General features: G+C 57.2%; 17 protein-coding genes. 2 read left to right on the top strand and 15 right to left on the bottom strand.

Features of this window, described 5'->3' with window-relative positions:
• Positions 1-64 precede the first annotated feature (64 nt).
• From WMO17_RS00595 to coaD, 4 genes are all read right to left on the bottom strand, one after another.
• Positions 65-937 carry a 3-hydroxyacyl-CoA dehydrogenase family protein gene (locus tag WMO17_RS00595; protein WP_005940172.1) on the bottom strand — a complete coding sequence of 291 codons (873 nt, stop codon included), beginning with the start codon at positions 935-937 and terminating at the stop codon, positions 65-67.
• A gap of 42 nt (positions 938-979) precedes the next feature.
• Entirely contained in the window at positions 980-1765 is a 786-nt protein-coding gene (locus WMO17_RS00590; protein ID WP_097774828.1) for an enoyl-CoA hydratase-related protein, read from the bottom strand.
• Between the two features lie 122 nt (positions 1766-1887).
• Entirely contained in the window at positions 1888-3105 is a 1218-nt protein-coding gene (locus tag WMO17_RS00585) for an acetyl-CoA C-acetyltransferase (RefSeq protein ID WP_097774827.1), read from the bottom strand.
• A gap of 79 nt (positions 3106-3184) precedes the next feature.
• The gene (coaD, locus tag WMO17_RS00580) at positions 3185-3691 is read right to left on the bottom strand and encodes a pantetheine-phosphate adenylyltransferase (protein WP_044953444.1); all 507 of its coding nucleotides are present in this window, start codon (positions 3689-3691) and stop codon (positions 3185-3187) included.
• A gap of 513 nt (positions 3692-4204) precedes the next feature.
• On the opposite strand from coaD, the gene WMO17_RS00575 reads away from it, so the two are divergent.
• Complete coding sequence (locus WMO17_RS00575; protein ID WP_097774826.1) at positions 4205-5551, top strand: butyryl-CoA:acetate CoA-transferase; 1347 nt, start codon at positions 4205-4207, stop codon at positions 5549-5551.
• Between the two features lie 48 nt (positions 5552-5599).
• Positions 5600-6865 carry an AI-2E family transporter gene (locus WMO17_RS00570; RefSeq protein WP_349137265.1) on the top strand — a complete coding sequence of 422 codons (1266 nt, stop codon included), beginning with the start codon at positions 5600-5602 and terminating at the stop codon, positions 6863-6865.
• 368 nt (positions 6866-7233) lie between these two features.
• Here the strand turns inward: WMO17_RS00570 and glmS are convergent, their stop codons facing one another.
• From glmS to WMO17_RS00515, 11 genes are all read right to left on the bottom strand, one after another.
• Positions 7234-9054: a glutamine--fructose-6-phosphate transaminase (isomerizing) gene (glmS, locus tag WMO17_RS00565; RefSeq protein WP_349137264.1), complete on the bottom strand. Its 1821-nt coding sequence runs from the start codon at positions 9052-9054 to the stop codon at positions 7234-7236.
• Between the two features lie 301 nt (positions 9055-9355).
• Entirely contained in the window at positions 9356-9913 is a 558-nt protein-coding gene (locus WMO17_RS00560) for a hypothetical protein (protein WP_005940152.1), read from the bottom strand.
• Positions 9910-10779, bottom strand: a complete 870-nt coding sequence (locus WMO17_RS00555; protein ID WP_120120106.1) for a DUF5685 family protein — start codon at positions 10777-10779, stop codon at positions 9910-9912. Before WMO17_RS00555 ends, WMO17_RS00560 begins: the two co-directional genes overlap by 4 nt.
• A gap of 269 nt (positions 10780-11048) precedes the next feature.
• On the bottom strand, positions 11049-12254 hold the full coding sequence (locus WMO17_RS00550) for a THUMP domain-containing class I SAM-dependent RNA methyltransferase (RefSeq protein ID WP_005940143.1): 1206 nt from the start codon (positions 12252-12254) through the stop codon (positions 11049-11051).
• A gap of 105 nt (positions 12255-12359) precedes the next feature.
• Positions 12360-12929 (bottom strand): S1 RNA-binding domain-containing protein, encoded by a 570-nt coding sequence (locus WMO17_RS00545; protein WP_005940140.1) that lies wholly within the window; start codon positions 12927-12929, stop codon positions 12360-12362.
• A gap of 39 nt (positions 12930-12968) precedes the next feature.
• Complete coding sequence (locus WMO17_RS00540; protein WP_005940137.1) at positions 12969-13274, bottom strand: septum formation initiator family protein; 306 nt, start codon at positions 13272-13274, stop codon at positions 12969-12971.
• Between the two features lie 30 nt (positions 13275-13304).
• Complete coding sequence (locus WMO17_RS00535; RefSeq protein ID WP_349137263.1) at positions 13305-13745, bottom strand: hypothetical protein; 441 nt, start codon at positions 13743-13745, stop codon at positions 13305-13307.
• Positions 13742-14026 carry a YabP/YqfC family sporulation protein gene (locus tag WMO17_RS00530; RefSeq protein WP_120019701.1) on the bottom strand — a complete coding sequence of 95 codons (285 nt, stop codon included), beginning with the start codon at positions 14024-14026 and terminating at the stop codon, positions 13742-13744. The genes WMO17_RS00535 and WMO17_RS00530 overlap by 4 nt, the downstream gene beginning before the upstream one ends.
• 48 nt (positions 14027-14074) lie before the next feature.
• Entirely contained in the window at positions 14075-14332 is a 258-nt protein-coding gene (locus WMO17_RS00525; protein ID WP_005940129.1) for an RNA-binding S4 domain-containing protein, read from the bottom strand.
• Between the two features lie 70 nt (positions 14333-14402).
• A complete protein-coding gene (locus WMO17_RS00520) occupies positions 14403-14672 on the bottom strand; it encodes an HU family DNA-binding protein (protein WP_005940126.1) in 270 nt (89 codons plus the stop codon).
• Between the two features lie 54 nt (positions 14673-14726).
• Complete coding sequence (locus WMO17_RS00515; protein ID WP_044953479.1) at positions 14727-15437, bottom strand: MazG family protein; 711 nt, start codon at positions 15435-15437, stop codon at positions 14727-14729.
• Positions 15438-15443 lie beyond the last annotated feature (6 nt).

Here is a 15443-nt window from a genome sequence, read left to right as displayed (position 1 = left end):
TGCCCGGTGCAAACAAATTCCTCCCGGCCGCGTTTCCACGGTCGGGAGAAACGTTTATCAGAATTTACAGCTGGTCAACAGGGGTCTTGGTGCGGTCTGCGTTGTAAACGTAGAAGCCCTTGCCGCTCTTGCAGCCCAGGTTGCCGCCGCGGACCATCTTACGGATCAGCGGGCATGCACGGTACTTGCTGTCGCCGGTTTCCTTGTACAGCACGTCCATGATAGCCAGGCAGATATCCAGGCCGATGAAGTCGCCCAGCTCCAGGGGACCCATGGGGTGGTTGGCACCCAGCTTCATGGCAGTGTCAATGCCAGCGATATCGGAAACGCCTTCCATCTTGATGAAGGCTGCTTCGTTGATCATGGGGATCAGGATGCGGTTGACAACGAAACCTGCAGCCTCGTTGACCTGAACCGGCTGCTTGCCGATGGCAACAGAGATCTCCTTGATCTTCTCAACGGTCTCAGCGGGAGTGTTGCAGCCTGCGATGACCTCGATCAGCTTCATGCGGTCTGCGGGGTTAAAGAAGTGCATGCCGACCAGCGGACGGCTAACACCCTTGCCGATCTCGGTGATGGACAGAGAAGAAGTGTTGGAAGCGAAGATGCACTCGGGCTTGCAGATCTTATCCAGCTCGCCGAAGGTGGTCTGCTTGACCTTCATATCCTCAAAAGCAGCCTCAACGACCAGATCGCAGTCAGCGCACAGGTCTTCCTTCAGGCCCGGGGTGATGGCAGCAACGATAGCGTCTGCCTTTTCCTGCGTCATCTTTCCCTTGGCAACCAGCTTCTCGTAGCCCTTCTTGATCTTTGCCAGACCATTCTCGGCCCACTCCTGCTTGATGTCGCACAGAGCAACGGTGTTGCCCTCAACCTGTGCAAATGCCTTTGCGATGCCCTGGCCCATGGTGCCAGCGCCGATAACACCGATCTTCATAGGAAACCTCTCCTTTAATATCAAAAATTATGTAGTAATGGATTAGTTGTTGGTGAACACTGCCTTGGGCTTCGGCTTCTCACGGCTCAGGAAGCAGGCCATGCCTTCCTTCTGGTCGTGGGTCTCGAAGCAGCTGCCGAACAGCTTTTCCTCGACCTCAACAGCCTTCTCGATGGGCAGGCTGATGCCGCCGTTGATTGCCTTCTTGCAGTTGCGTACAGCGATGGGTGCATTCTTTGCGATCTTGCCGGCCAGCTTCAGCACGTTCTCCATCAGTTCAGCCTGAGGATACACAGCGTTCACCAGACCAATGCGCAGAGCCTCGTCCGCCTTGATGTTCAGTGCAGAGTAGACCAGCTGCTTTGCCATACCCATGCCGACCAGACGTGCCAGACGCTGGGTGCCGCCGAAGCCCGGGGTGATGCCCAGACCCACTTCCGGCTGGCCGAACACAGCGTTGTCAGAGCAGATGCGGATGTCGCAGCTCATAGCCAGCTCGTTGCCGCCGCCCAGTGCAAAGCCGTTCACGGCTGCAATAACGGGGATGGGGAAGCTCTCGATCATCAGGAACACATCATTGCCCAGCTTGCCGAAGGCCTCGCCCTCTGCCTTGGTCATGGTGCTCATGGAACCGATATCTGCACCTGCCACGAAGCTCTTGTCGCCTTCGCCGGTCAGAACGATGCAGCGGACAGTCTCCTGATCCACAGCCTCAAAAGCTGCCTTCAGGTCTGCCAGAACTTCGGGATTCAGGGCATTCAGTGCCTTGGGGCGGTCGATGGTAATGATCTCAACTGCACCCTGCACCTCGGTTTTTACAAATGCCATTGTGAAAACCTCCTATTCAAATCTTATCAATTATCACAAACAGCCCCCGGACGGAGGAAAGGCTCTCCGGTTCCCTTCCCCGTCCGGGTCTGTCATTCAGTCAGGATTCCAAGAGGTGGAACTTAGTCCATCTCAACGATGGTAGCGCAGCCCATGCCGCCGCCGATGCACAGGGTAGCCAGACCCTTGTGAGCACCGCGATGCTTCATAGCATACAGCAGGGTGACCAGGATACGAGCGCCGGAAGCGCCGACCGGGTGGCCCAGAGCAATTGCGCCGCCGTTGACGTTCACCTTGCTCATATCAAAGTTCAGAGCCTGGCTGACAGCCACAGACTGAGCAGCAAATGCCTCGTTGGCCTCGATCAGATCCATGTCAGCAACGCTCATGCCGGTCTTAGCCATGACCTTCTTGGTAGCAGCGATGGGGCCCAGACCCATGACTTCCGGCTCAACGCCAGCCAAAGCACCTGCGACCCAGGTAGCCAGAGGCTTCACGCCCAGCTCCTTAGCCTTCTCCTCGCTCATGATGACCAGAGCAGCAGCGCCGTCATTGATGGCGGAAGAGTTGCCGGCGGTCACGATGCCGTCCTTGGTGAAAGCGGGCTTCAGCTTTGCCAGCACTTCAGGAGCGCTCAGACGGGGGCCTTCATCAGTATCGAACACGGTGTCGCCCTTCTTGCCCTTGATCACAACGGGAACGATCTCGTCCTTGAAAGCGCCGTCCTTGATGGCCTTGTCAGCCTTCAGCTGGCTGTTGTATGAGAACTCGTCCAGCATCTCACGGGTGATGGGGCTGTAGCCGTACTTCTTCTGATAGGTCTCGTTGGTGCAGACGTTCTCAGCGGTCATGCCCATGTGCTTGTTGAAGCCGCAGGCATCCCACAGAGCATCGTTGACCATGGTATCCACGATCTCGCTCTTGCCCATAGGAGCGCCCATGCGGTAGCCGTAACGAGCCTTCTGCAGTGCGAAGGGAGCCATGTCCATGTTCTCCATGCCGCCTGCGACCACGATATCAGCATCGCCAGCCTCGATCATCTGAGCAGCCATATTGACGCAGTTCAGACCGGAGCCGCACACCACGTTGACAGTGACAGCCGGGGTCTCGATGGGCAGGCCAGCCTTCAGAGCAGCCTGACGAGCGACGTTCTGGCCCAGACCGGCCTGAATGACGCAGCCCATGTAGACATGATCGACCTGCTCGGGAGCGACGTTTGCACGGTTCAGAGCTTCCTTGATGACGATGGAGCCCAGCTCAACTGCGGGAACGTTTGCCAGAGTGCCGCCGAACTTGCCAATAGCGGTACGGCATGCAGATGCGATAACGATCTTTTTCATGTGAATAGCCTCCTGAATTGTGTATGTGTTACTTTTCGTAAGCCATTTTTATCAAAACGCCCGTAAGCGCTTTTACAAATTAGGTCTCGGGGTCTTTTTTCTGCCGGATCAGCGCATACTTTTCGTTGACCGCCTTTTCCACATTGGGTGTGACGAACTTACCGATGTCGCTGCCGTAGTAAGCTGCCTCTTTTACAATGGTGGAAGAAAGGTAGCTCCACTTGATGCTCGTTGCCAGAAACATGGTCTCGATGCCGGGCATCAGTGCGTGATTGGTCTGCGCAAGCTGGATCTCGTTTTCAAAATCCGTCACCGCCCGCAGGCCCCGCACCATCACCGAAGCGTGCCGTTTCTTGGCGAACTCCACGGTCAGGCCGTCGAAGCTCTCCACCGAAACATTCTGGATGCCTTTGCAGCACTCCTTGAGCAGCTCTACGCGCTCCTCCACGGTGAAGAGCGGATTCTTTGCGCTGTTGTTGAGCACCGCCACGATCAGATGATCGTTGATCTTTGCTGCGCGCTTGATGATATCGAGATGCCCTTTTGTGACCGGATCGAACGAACCGGGATAAACTGCTGTTGCCATCGTCTGGTGTCCTCCTTGAGCGCTGTGAAAAGCGCGTTTTGGTTCTGCCATGATAGCACTTTCCAGTCTTGGGTGCAAGATTTTTGTGCAAGCTGTACGTTTTATCGTTAAAATTTAAACAATCAATGTCGTGCTGCATCGCAGCTGCCTGCTACGCTATAAGTAAACCATATCGTCAAAATTTTATCAAGTCCTTTTGCAAAGATTTTGGTTTTCCAGTACCAAACAATCGTCCAAAAACTCCTCGAATTTTGTCCATATTGCCAGTCGGTCAAAATTTTCTCGATAAACTATTGATTCTACACATTGTTAATGTTATAACTAAGTTGTGCAGATCTGCTGCCCTGTCCGACAGCTGCCTTCTGCTGGTTATCAGGATATCATCCGCCTGTGTCAGAGCTGTGTTCAAATTGCCAACAGGTGGTAAACATCCTGCAAAGATTTGTCCGTGCAGGAAGAGTAAATGATAAATTTACAATTCCTTTATGTTATTATAGGAGAGGATGGTTTATAATGGATTTTACGGAACTGTATGCTCAGAAGAAAATGACCGCCGCTCAGGCTGCCGCACTGGTCAAAAGCGGTGACTGGGTGGATTACGGCTGGGCTGTGAACACCCCTGTGGCGGTGGATGCCGAGATCGCAAAGCGTCTGCCTGAGCTGGAAGGTGTCAACTTCCGCGGCGGCATCCTGATGTGGGTGCCCGCGATCTTCCAGATCGACGATCCCGCTGCACACATGACATGGAACAGCTGGCATATGGGCGGCATTGAGCGCAAGGCCATTGCACAGGGCTTCTCCTTCTACTCCCCCATCCGTTATTCCGAGCTGCCCCGCTACTACCGCGAAAGCCCGGATCCGCTGGATGTGGCGGTGTTCCAGGTGACCCCCATGGACGAGCATGGCTACTTCAACTTCGGCCCCAGTGCATCTCATCTGGGTGCTGTGTGCGAAAAAGCCAAGAAGATCATCGTTGAGGTCAACAAGAACATGCCCCGCTGCCTTGGCGGCATGGAGAACTGCATCCACATTTCTCAGGTCACCGGCATCGTGGAAGGCGAGAACCCGCCCATCGGCCAGATGGCCGCTCCCGGTGCTGCTACCGAAGTGGATCTGAAGGTTGCCAACCTGATCGTTCCGCAGATCCCCAACGGTGCCTGCCTGCAGCTGGGCATCGGCGGTATGCCCAATGCCATCGGCAGCCTGATCGCACAGAGCGATTTGAAGGATCTGGGCGTGCACACCGAAATGTATGTGGATGCCTTTGTGGATATCGCCAAGGCCGGCAAGATCACCGGTGCATGCAAGCAGCTGGACAAGGGCCGTCAGGTCTACGCCTTCGGTGCCGGCACCCAGAAAATGTACGATTACCTGAACGATAATCCGGAGTGCATGTCTGCACCCGTGGACTACACCAACGATATCCGCAGCATCTCCGCACTGGATAACTTTATTTCCATCAACAACGCTGTGGACATCGACCTGTTCGGTCAGGTGAACGCCGAGACTGCAGGCCTCAAGCACATCTCCGGTGCCGGCGGTCAGCTGGACTTCGTTCTGGGCGCATACCTTTCCAAGGGCGGCAAGAGCTTTATCTGCCTGTCCTCTACCTTCTTTAATAAGAAGACCGGCCAGCTGGAGAGCCGCATCCGTCCCACTCTGGAAAACGGCAGCATCGTCACCGATACCCGTGCCAACATCCACTACCTGTGCACCGAGTACGGCTGCGTGAACCTGAAGGGCCTGACCACCTGGGAAAAGGCTGAAGCTCTGATCAGCGTAGCACATCCCGACTTCCGTGAAGACCTGATCAAGGAAGCCGAAAAAATGCACATCTGGCGCAGGAGCAACAAAATCTGATAAGTGCCGCGGGGATTCCTGCTGTCCGCGGCTGAAATGGAGTCTATCATGATGGACAAAAAGCCGCACATCAAGCCCTATCTCTACGGGATGTTGGCAGGATTTGGAGCGATCTCCCTGAGCATCATCTTCTTTTTCCTGATCTACCGCTTCGATGGTTTTGGCGATGCCATCTCCACGCTGACCGGCATTCTGATGCCATTCATCTACGGTGCCGTCATCGCCTACCTGCTCAAACCTGTGTGCAACACCATCGAGAGCTTTCTGCGCCGGTTCATCCCGGAAAAGATGCATGGTCTGGTCAATGTGCTGTCCGTTACGCTGACCATCCTGTTCGGCCTGCTCCTCATCTACGCTTTGTGCATGATGATCATTCCGCAGCTCATTACCAGCGTGACCACCCTGTACTACACTGCGCAGCGCAACCTCGCAAAGTTCGTGCAGTGGGCGAATCATGTGGAGTTCATTGAGAACAACCAGCAGATCATGGACATGCTCAACTCTGCTTATGCCACCATCAGCACCAATATCGATGATCTGATCAAGACCCGGCTCCTGCCCTCCATGCAGAACATCGTCAGCGGTGCCGCAGTGGGTGTGCTGAACGTAGTGACCATGGCCAAGAACCTGATCATCGGCATCATCGTGGCCGTGTATATGCTGGCCAGCCGCAAGCGCTTTGTTCAGCAGGCCAAGCTGGTGCTCTACAGCATCTTCAAGCCCCGCTGGGCAGAGCTGATCAAGGAAGAAGTGAAGTACGCCGATAAGATGTTCGGCGGTTTCATCAACGGCAAGATCATGGATTCCGCCATCATCGGCGTGCTGTGCTATATCGGCTGCCTGATCTTCAAGTTCCCCAGTGCCCTTCTGGTTTCCGTGATCATCGGCGTGACCAATGTGATTCCCTTCTTCGGCCCGTTCATCGGTGCCGTGCCCGCCACCCTGCTGATCCTCATTCAGAGCCCCATCAAGGCGCTGTGGTTCGTCCTGTTCGTTCTGGTGCTGCAGCAGCTGGACGGAAACGTGATCGGCCCCAAGATCCTGGGCAACACCACCGGTCTTTCCAGTTTCTGGGTACTGTTCGCCATCCTGCTGTTCGGCGGTCTGTGGGGCTTTGTGGGCATGATCGTAGGTGTGCCGCTGTTTGCAGTCATCTATGATGTGATCAAAAAGCTGGTCATCTACGGCCTGAAGCGCAACAAGGAGATCGACCTGCTGCAGACTTACCACGACAACTTCGGTGACCCGGAGGACGATGTTCCGGTAGAAGCGTCTGCATCGGAAGCACCTCCTGCCGAAACAAATAATCTATAAATCACAATGCCCCGGCATTCCATGTGATACGCTACCCCTAGAGTAGACAGAGACAAAAACTCTGAGTACTCTGGGGGTATTTTCATGTCAAGAAAGAACAATCACTCTTCACGATTGACTGCTGCAACAGCCGCCGTTACCAGCACCGTCTGTTCATCCAGATGTCGATGCAGGCTCATGTCGGTGCCATGAACCGAGCTGCCTGATACCGATTTTGCACAAAAAATTCGCCGTCTCCTTGTGGAAACGGCGAACAAAAACCTTATATTATTTTTTTCTACTTGACAGAATGCACTTCAGTGATTCAGAGCAGGTCCTGTTTTTTTATTTCTGTTTCGTGCAGGGCTTTCTGGCTGCGTTTTATGCCGTCACTCCACGGTCACGCTCTTGGCCAGATTGCGCGGCTTATCCACGTCACAGCCGCGCAGAACAGCCATATAATAGGCAAACAGCTGCAGCGGCACAATGAGCTGCAGCGGCATCAGGATATCCTCATACTCATCCAGCCGGATCACGGCATCTGCCACGCCTTCCGGCACCACAGCATCCTTTGTGGTAAACAGCAGCACCCTTGCGCCGCGGCTGCGGGTCTCCTTGGCATTGGAAATGGTCTTTTCGTACACCTGTTTCTGGGTGGCCAGTGCGATCACCGGCACGCCATCGGTGATCAGGCTGATGGTACCATGTTTCAGTTCACCGGCTGCATAGGCATCCGAGTGCACATAGCTGATCTCCTTGAGTTTCAGGCTGCCCTCCAGCGAGAGCGCATAGTCGAACCCGCGCCCAATGAAGAAGCAGCTCTGGGTGTTCACATAGCGGCTGGCAAGGTACTTGATCTGCTCACAATCTGCAAGGCGCGGCTTGATGACCTCCGGTGCGCGCAGCAGCTGGGCCGTAAAGCGGCGGGTCTCTGCCTCGCTCAGCCGTCCGCGCGCGTAGGCCAGCCGCAGTGCAAACAGATACAGCACGCACATCTGCACCATATACGCCTTGGTGGATGCTACCGCGATCTCCGGCCCGGCATAGGTGTACATTACATAATCTGCGGCACGTGCAATGGAGCTGCCAACCACATTCACGATGGCCAGCACCGGCACGCCGCGGCTCTTGGCCAGCTTGAGCGCTGCCAACGTGTCGCTGGTCTCGCCGGACTGGCTGATGATGATGACCAGATCGTTCTTTTCCAGAATGGGATCCCGGTAACGGAACTCGCTGGCAATGTCCACCTCGGCGGGCACACGGGCCAACGTTTCGATGGCAGATTTACCCACCATGCCGGCATGCATAGCCGTACCGCAGCCCACCAGATGCACCCGGCCAATACCGCGCAGCACTTCATCGGTCAGCTCCGGGATGCGCAGCACCGGCAGTCCGTCCTCTACACGGGGGCTGACCGTGGCCATAATGGCCGCAGGCTGCTCGTTGATCTCCTTGAGCATAAAGTGGGGATAGCCGCCCTTTTCGGCAGCTTCCATATCCCAGTCCGCCGTCAGTTGCTGGCGCTCCACCGGCTCACCAAATTCGTTGTAGAAGCGGATGCCCTCTGTGGTGCAGACGGCCATATCCCCTTCTTCCAGCACGCTGTATTTCCGGGTATACTTGAGCAGTGCCGGAATATCCGAAGCCACAAAGTTTTCGCCCTCGCCCCAGCCGACGATCAGCGGGCTTTCCCGCTTGACTGCAAAAATGGTGTCCGGGTAATCCCGGAACAGCACGGCCAGCGCATAGCTACCGCGCACCTTGGCAAGCGCCTGCTGCAATGCACGCAGCGGGTCACCGGTATAGCAGCTGTCGATCAACTTTACCAGCACTTCGGTGTCCGTCTCACTCTGGAAGGTATAGCCTTTTGCGGCCAAGCGCTCCTTGAGCAGGCCGTAATTTTCAATGATGCCATTGTGCACAATGCTCACACGCGGGGTCGAATGCGGGTGGCTGTTCACATCGCTGGGCTCGCCATGGGTAGCCCAGCGGGTGTGGCCGATGCCGCAGAAGCTTTGTGCCAGCTGCTGCGCCGCCAGCTTTTCCCGCAGGGCGGTGAGCCGTCCTTTGCTTTTTACCACGCGGATGCCGCCGTCCAGCGCAAGCGCCACACCGGCGGAGTCGTACCCGCGATACTCCAGCTTTTCCAGACCATCCAGCAGCACGTCCTGCGCACTGCGCTTACCGACATAACCAACAATGCCGCACATACAAAACACCTCCATACCGACCGTTCCCGCGCAAAAAGGCGCAGTGATATCCGGTCAGCTTCCTAGTACAGTTTATGTTCTTGTATGGCTTTCTTTGAAGGGATCTGTTGCGGTATTGCTGCCGTTTTTTGCCCTTCTCTGCGGCTGGTCTAGCCCTCAGCCGGAGAAACATCCGCCGAATCTTTCGATGATTCCTCTCCTCGTCACCCTCGCGGCTGTCACCCGCGTGGCCCGGCGCTTTGCGTTACCTGTGTGCTGCGCTCTCCCCTTTCTGATGCCCCATTATAGCACAAAGGCTGGCTCAGCGCCAGCCCAAAGTTTTATGAAGTTTCGGCCGCCAGACCAGCCGGTACATCATGAGCATGTTATGCAATGCCCGGTCGTACAGCACAAAGGCAACATTGCCCATGACCAGCGTTGCCAGCGAGACAGCCAGCGCGGTGGTGCGCAGCTCCTGCGAAATGCTGCCCGCCGGCACCAGCAGAAATACCAGCCCGTACATGGCCAGCACTGTGCCGTTGCACAGCAGCAGCTTGCAGACAATGCGCAGAACCGCAGGGCGGATGCGCTCAAACTTCGGCTTTGCCAGCGGGTAATACCCCAGCAGGAACACAAAGATCAGCGCTACTTCCTTATCCGGCACGAACAGCAGTGCCAGCAGGCTGACTGCCGCATAGGCCGTCAAAGCCAGCTGCATCCCGCACTCCACGCACACCGTGGCAACAAGGAAGCCTGCCACTGCAGGCGCAATGAACATGGCAATGGGGATCACAGCTCCCAGCAGCATCAGTGCGACGCACAGCGCCGCCACAATGCCGCAGTAAGCCATGGCCCAGCTTTTTTGATGGTTTTGCTTCATGGGATCTCCCAGTTTTCGTGCTCAGCACCGGCTTCCAGCGGGTCCACCGCATGGTGCAGACCAAGCAGCATGATGTTATCCAGCAGGCCGCGGTTCAATTTGATGTCCAGCATACTGTACACGCGGATCAGATCGTTGGCGGCAGCCAGTGCCTGACGGCGGGCATTCTCCACCGCCGCAGCCTGTCCCCGCAGGTCGTTGACTACGAACACGTTGTAGCGGCCGCTGCTCTTGTCCATCTCAAAGCGCTCAGCCTTATCCAGCAGGTAAAAAATGCGGCCGATGCTGCTGCCGATGTAGCGCATGCTCTTGCGCTGGCTGGGGTCGTCGGTGGCAAGGGTGGAATACAGTGCACCGTAAATGTTGCTCATGGGTTCAGCGGCAAGAGAGTAGTTCTTGGCGCTCAGGTTCATCTGCACCACGGCCTGATCCCGCTCCTGCACGAACAGCCGTTCCAGCGCCGGGTTCTCCTGCACAGCACGCTCATAGGCGCGGCGCAGCAGCAGACGGTCCACCGCACGGCGCAGGCGCTTGAGCGGCCGCAGCTCGCTGTATTTGCGGTCCTGCAGGTTGTGCCAGCCCAGCAGCACCTCCACCTGTGCGGCCAGCCGGATGCCCTGGGTCTGGCACATGAGCCTGCGCCAGGCCAGTGTGCCCGGGACCCGCTTGCGCTGGCAAGTGGCCTGCCGCCCGGCCAGACTGTCCGAAAGGATGGCAAACAGCACGCCGTTGCTCCGCAGCAGATGGCAGGAATATAATCCGTACGCCTCGTACAGCTGACGTCGCACCCCGCGCAGATAGCGCAGGTAGATATTGTAATCCCGGATGGTGAGCTCCGGCAGATATGGCCGCATCCTACCCTTCATACGCACCTTTTCCTCCTCGGAAGAACCGCAGAATAATAAGGTAAGTATAATCCATTTTCAGCCCAGGTTCAACCATCCTTTGTAAAAAGAGCATGAATTTGTCTCATCTTTGCCGCACGTGGCGCGGAACACAGCGTAAAACTTCCTGTGTTTGCGTCCATTTCCATCTCCTGCCAATTCAGGCCCTGCTTTGTTTTTTTCCGGTAATTACCGGCTGCAATGTAAAAGCCGCACTGGACAGCTCCGGTGCGGCAGGTAACATTTTTCAATTACTTCTTGTTAAAGCGGTTCGGTGCAGTGCGCTTGCCGTCAAAGCCGGACTTCGGCATCGGCTTTGCAGTGTGCTCAAACTTGGGCGCGCTGTAGTACATATACAGCTGGCAGGGGATCATGCCGTTGTACATCTTGCGGCGCTTGTTGGCACGCTTGCCGTAGTGGGTCTCAAAATCCATATCGGCAGTGATCGCATACACGCCTGCACAGGGGTGTGCTTCCATCTGCCGGCCCAGCGTGCGGGCCAGCTTTGCAGCACCTTCAATGGTGCTCATACGCTCGCCATACGGGGGATTCGTCAGCACGATGGCCTCCTGCTTTGCGGCAAAGTCGGCCACATCAGCCACTTCAAAGTGGCAGCGCTTTTCCACACCGGCCAGCTTTGCATTGGCGTTGGCCAGAGCCACAGCGGCAGGGTCGATATCATAGCCAAAGGCTTCAAAGCCCACATCCAGCTTGGCCTCGGCCAGTGCCTTCTGACGCTGCTCGGCCCAGATGGCTGCCGGCACAAAGCCATAGCGCTCGGCGGCAAAGCGGCGCTTCAGACCGGGGGCAATGTTCATGGCTTTCTGAGCAGCTTCGATCAGCAGCGTGCCGCTGCCGCAGAAGGGGTCCTCCACCAGACTGTCGCGGCGCACACGGCCAAGGTCTGCAATGGTAGCCGCCAAAGTCTCGCGGATGGGTGCCTCCATGGCGTTGCGGCGGTAGCCGCGCTTGTGCAGGCCGTCGCCGGTGGTGTCCAGCATGATCTCACACTGATCCTTGCGCAGCATGAAGCGGATCTTGTACTCCGCGCCGGTCTCCGGCAGCACAGAGGTGTGGTGCTTTGCCATCAGGCGCTTGACCACAGCTTTTTTGATGATGCTTTGGCAGGCAGGCACACTGGACAGCTGGCTGTTCAGCGAAGAGCCGGTGACCGGAAAGGCTGCGTCTGCGGGCAGCAGCTCCTCCCACGGGATATCGTACACGCCGTCGAACAGGTCATCAAAGGTGGCGGCCCTGTAGCGGGCCAGCAGCAGCATCACGCGCTCCACCGTGCGCAGATTGAGGTTTGCAGCAGCGATCATCTCTGCGCCGCCGGCAAAGCTCAGACGGCCATCGTCCACGCGGATATTCTCTGCGCCGATGCGGGTCAGCTCAAATTTTGCAGTGGATTCACACCCAAAAAAGCAGGGCGCGATCAGTTCAAATTTTGCAGGCATTGTGTTTCCTTTCTTTTATTACGGAAAAAACAGACCTGCCCGATCAAATGAGACAGGTCTGTTTCCGTTATTTTGATCCGGCTTGAAAAGCGCAGGCCTTTCCGCTCAGCGGCGGCCACCGCGGCCGCGAGGCGCATAACCACCTCCGCGGCGGTTATTGGTCTCGTGATCAAGATCGGCCATCTTCTCTTCGCTCTGGCTCTTGAAGCGGCTCATCATGTCCTCAAAACTCATGTTATCGGAACGGACGGGAGCCTTGGGCTGCCATACACGGGGTGCGCTGTCGCGGGCAGGGCCTCTGCCGCCCTCACGCGGGGGGCGGCCAGCGCCGCCGCGGCCTGCACCAAAATGACCACCCTCGCGGGGGCCGCCCGGACGGGGACCACCAGAGCGCGGACCTCCTGCAGGGCCTCTACCCTCACGCGCCGGGCGCGGAGGCGGCGGCAGCAGGCGCTTGATGGACAGCGCGATCTTGCCATCCGGTGCAATGTTGATCACCTGCACCTTGACGATATCACCATCGTGCAGAACAGCTGCAATGTCCTGCACGAACTCGTTGGACACCTCGGAAATATGGACCATGCCTACACGGCCCTCCGGCAGTGCGACAAAAGCGCCAAACGGCTTTACACCGGTGACGCGGCCCTCGAATACGTTCCCTACCTCAATTGCCAAAACTCAATACTCCTTGTTTTCCATAGAATGGGCAGCAATTCAGCTGCCGGTCACATCCACAAAGATGCGCTCGTTGGGTGCAGCGTAATTGTAAGAATCCCGCGCGACCCACTCGGTGATCTGGTCTGCATCGCCGCTGAGAATGCGCTGCATCTCCTCGTTTTCAGTCTTTTGCTGAGCGATCTGCTCGTTCAGCGTGTCCAGCTCCGCACGTTTGGAGCTGATGGTGACCTGATTGGAAATGTATGCTGCCAGCATACTCAGCAGCAGCAGGACAAAAAACACCCGTACAAGCGTTTTAACGACCACTTTCTTCTTGCGTTTTCTGCGGTCCGGTGCTGCCATGATCTCTTCTGCCCCCGTTGCATTTGACTCTTACTTTAACACATATGAATTATACATCATGCGGCGCTGGTTTGGCAAGTTCTTTTTGCGCTTTTTTGCAGTTCTTTTTGCGCTGCGGCGTAGTTTGCGCGCCTTTCTCCGCCAGGCGCGCCGCCGCTCTGCCGGCCGGAGCACCCGGCGCTGTAAAACGCCTCCTGCTGCACGCAGCGGTGCACCCAGCACAAAGGCTGCTGCACCGGCACCGGCAAAGGCTGCCGCAGCCATGTACCAGCGCAGAACACCGGCACTGCTCTGCCCTGCTGCGTAGCTCTGCACAGCAGCCAGCACAGCACCCATCCACACCAGATCCGGCACAAAAGCTGCACGCCCTCTGGCCGGGAATACAGCCCGCAGTGCGCCGACACTGGCTCCCAGCACCGTGCAGGCAGCGATCTCCTGCCCAAGGGCTGCAGGCGGCAGTACCGGGATCATCGCAGCAGGCGGCGCAGAAAACCGCCCGCCGGTGCGCTGACCGTATATTCCAGCGTGTCGATGCGGCCGGTAAACTTCGCCTCCCCGGTCTCCAGATCCAGCGCCGCCATGTTCAGCTGCGCCCCGGTCAGGTGCAGCGTGCCCTTGCCCGTTTCCATGGCAGCGCTGTCGGCATTGCAGTGCAGTACCTTCTGCACACCGGTCACCGTCAGGCGGGCGCGGCTTTCCAAGATCAGATCGTGCGGAGCGGGCTGCGGGTCTCTGGGTGTTTTTTCCGGCATGGTTCGTCTCCCCTTTTCTGGTGCATCCTATGCACCGGACCGGGGCTTTTATGCCTGCTCGCCCTCTGCAATGATCTCGTACATCTCGCGGGCCACATCCTTGGTGCGCGGCTCCACATCCGAGAGCACCTTTACCTTGATGGGCCGGTTGCCGAAGGTCACCTCGATGATGTCGCCCGCCTTGACGGCCTGACTGGCCTTGGCGATCTTGCCGTTGATGAGGATGCGGCCTGCATCGGCCACCTCGTTTGCCACGGTGCGGCGCTTGATCAGACGCGAAACTTTCAAATATTTATCCAGACGCATGGTTCTTCCTCCTGTCACAAAAAAAGCCGCCGCACCCTCTTGCAGGCAGCGGCGGCAAAGCAGATACAGCTTACAGGGTGTCCTTCAGGGACTTGCCGGGCTTGAACACGATGCTGCGGGAAGCGGCAATGGTGATCGGCTCACGGGTGCGGGGGTTGATGCCCTGACGCTCGGCGCGCTCACGCATCTCAAAGGTGCCAAAACCGGAAATGGTGATCTTTTCGCCCTCAGACATGGCCTTGCTCAGTGCTTCAAACACAGCATTGACAGCCTGCTCAGCGCTCTTCTTGCTCATCTCAGTGTTCGCAGCAACCTGTGCGATCAGATCGGTCTTCGTCATAAAAATACCCTCCAGATTTGTTACTTGGTGTTCTTTTTTCTCTATCGGAGCAGGTCACTCGACCTGAGTACCGCTTTGTTCTTTCTGCGCCAGCAGTTCTGCACAATAGCGCTTGGATGCAAAGGTCAGCGCTTCCTCCGCGTCCACACCAGCCAGCCGCATGGCATTGGCCGCAGCAAACAGCAGTTCTCCCGCCGCCTGTGCGTCCTGTTCCCGGTTCCAGCCGTCCAGCGCTGCCTGCAAAGCCTGCCGTGCCGTTTCCGGCGCAGACTGCTCTGCCCCGCAGCGGTCGGCACGCTTCTGCAGCTTCTGGGCACGCATCAAAGCAGGCAGCGTAACCGGCACTGTGCCCAGCTCATCAGCCAGAGTGGTGCGGCCCTTTTCCTTATTTTTGAGCGCATCCCAGCCGTTTATACCCGCATTTTGTGCCGCCGAGGACGCAAAGATGTTCGGATGCCGGAACACCAGCTTCTCGCACACCTCACGGCAGACATCCTCAAAAGTAAAGCGCCCGCGCTCTTCTTCGATCACCGCGTGGAACGCCACCTGCATCAGCACATCGCCCAGCTCTTCCTGCATCAACTGCGGATCGTCAGCATCAATGGCCTCCAGCGCTTCGCAGGTCTCTTCCAGAAAGTTCTTCCGGATGGAAGCATGGGTCTGTACCTTATCCCACGGACAGCCGTTCTCCGGGTCCCGCAGGATACGCAGAATTTCCAGCAGCTGCTCTGCCGTATAGGGTGCCTTTGGCTGCCAGTCCAGCACAGCGCT

The organism is Faecalibacterium faecis (genome assembly GCF_040096475.1).
GTDB classification, from domain to species: Bacteria; Bacillota; Clostridia; order Oscillospirales; family Ruminococcaceae; genus Faecalibacterium; species Faecalibacterium taiwanense.
Note: the sequence above shows the minus strand (reverse complement) of the source record. Positions and strands in the feature narration are given on the sequence as shown.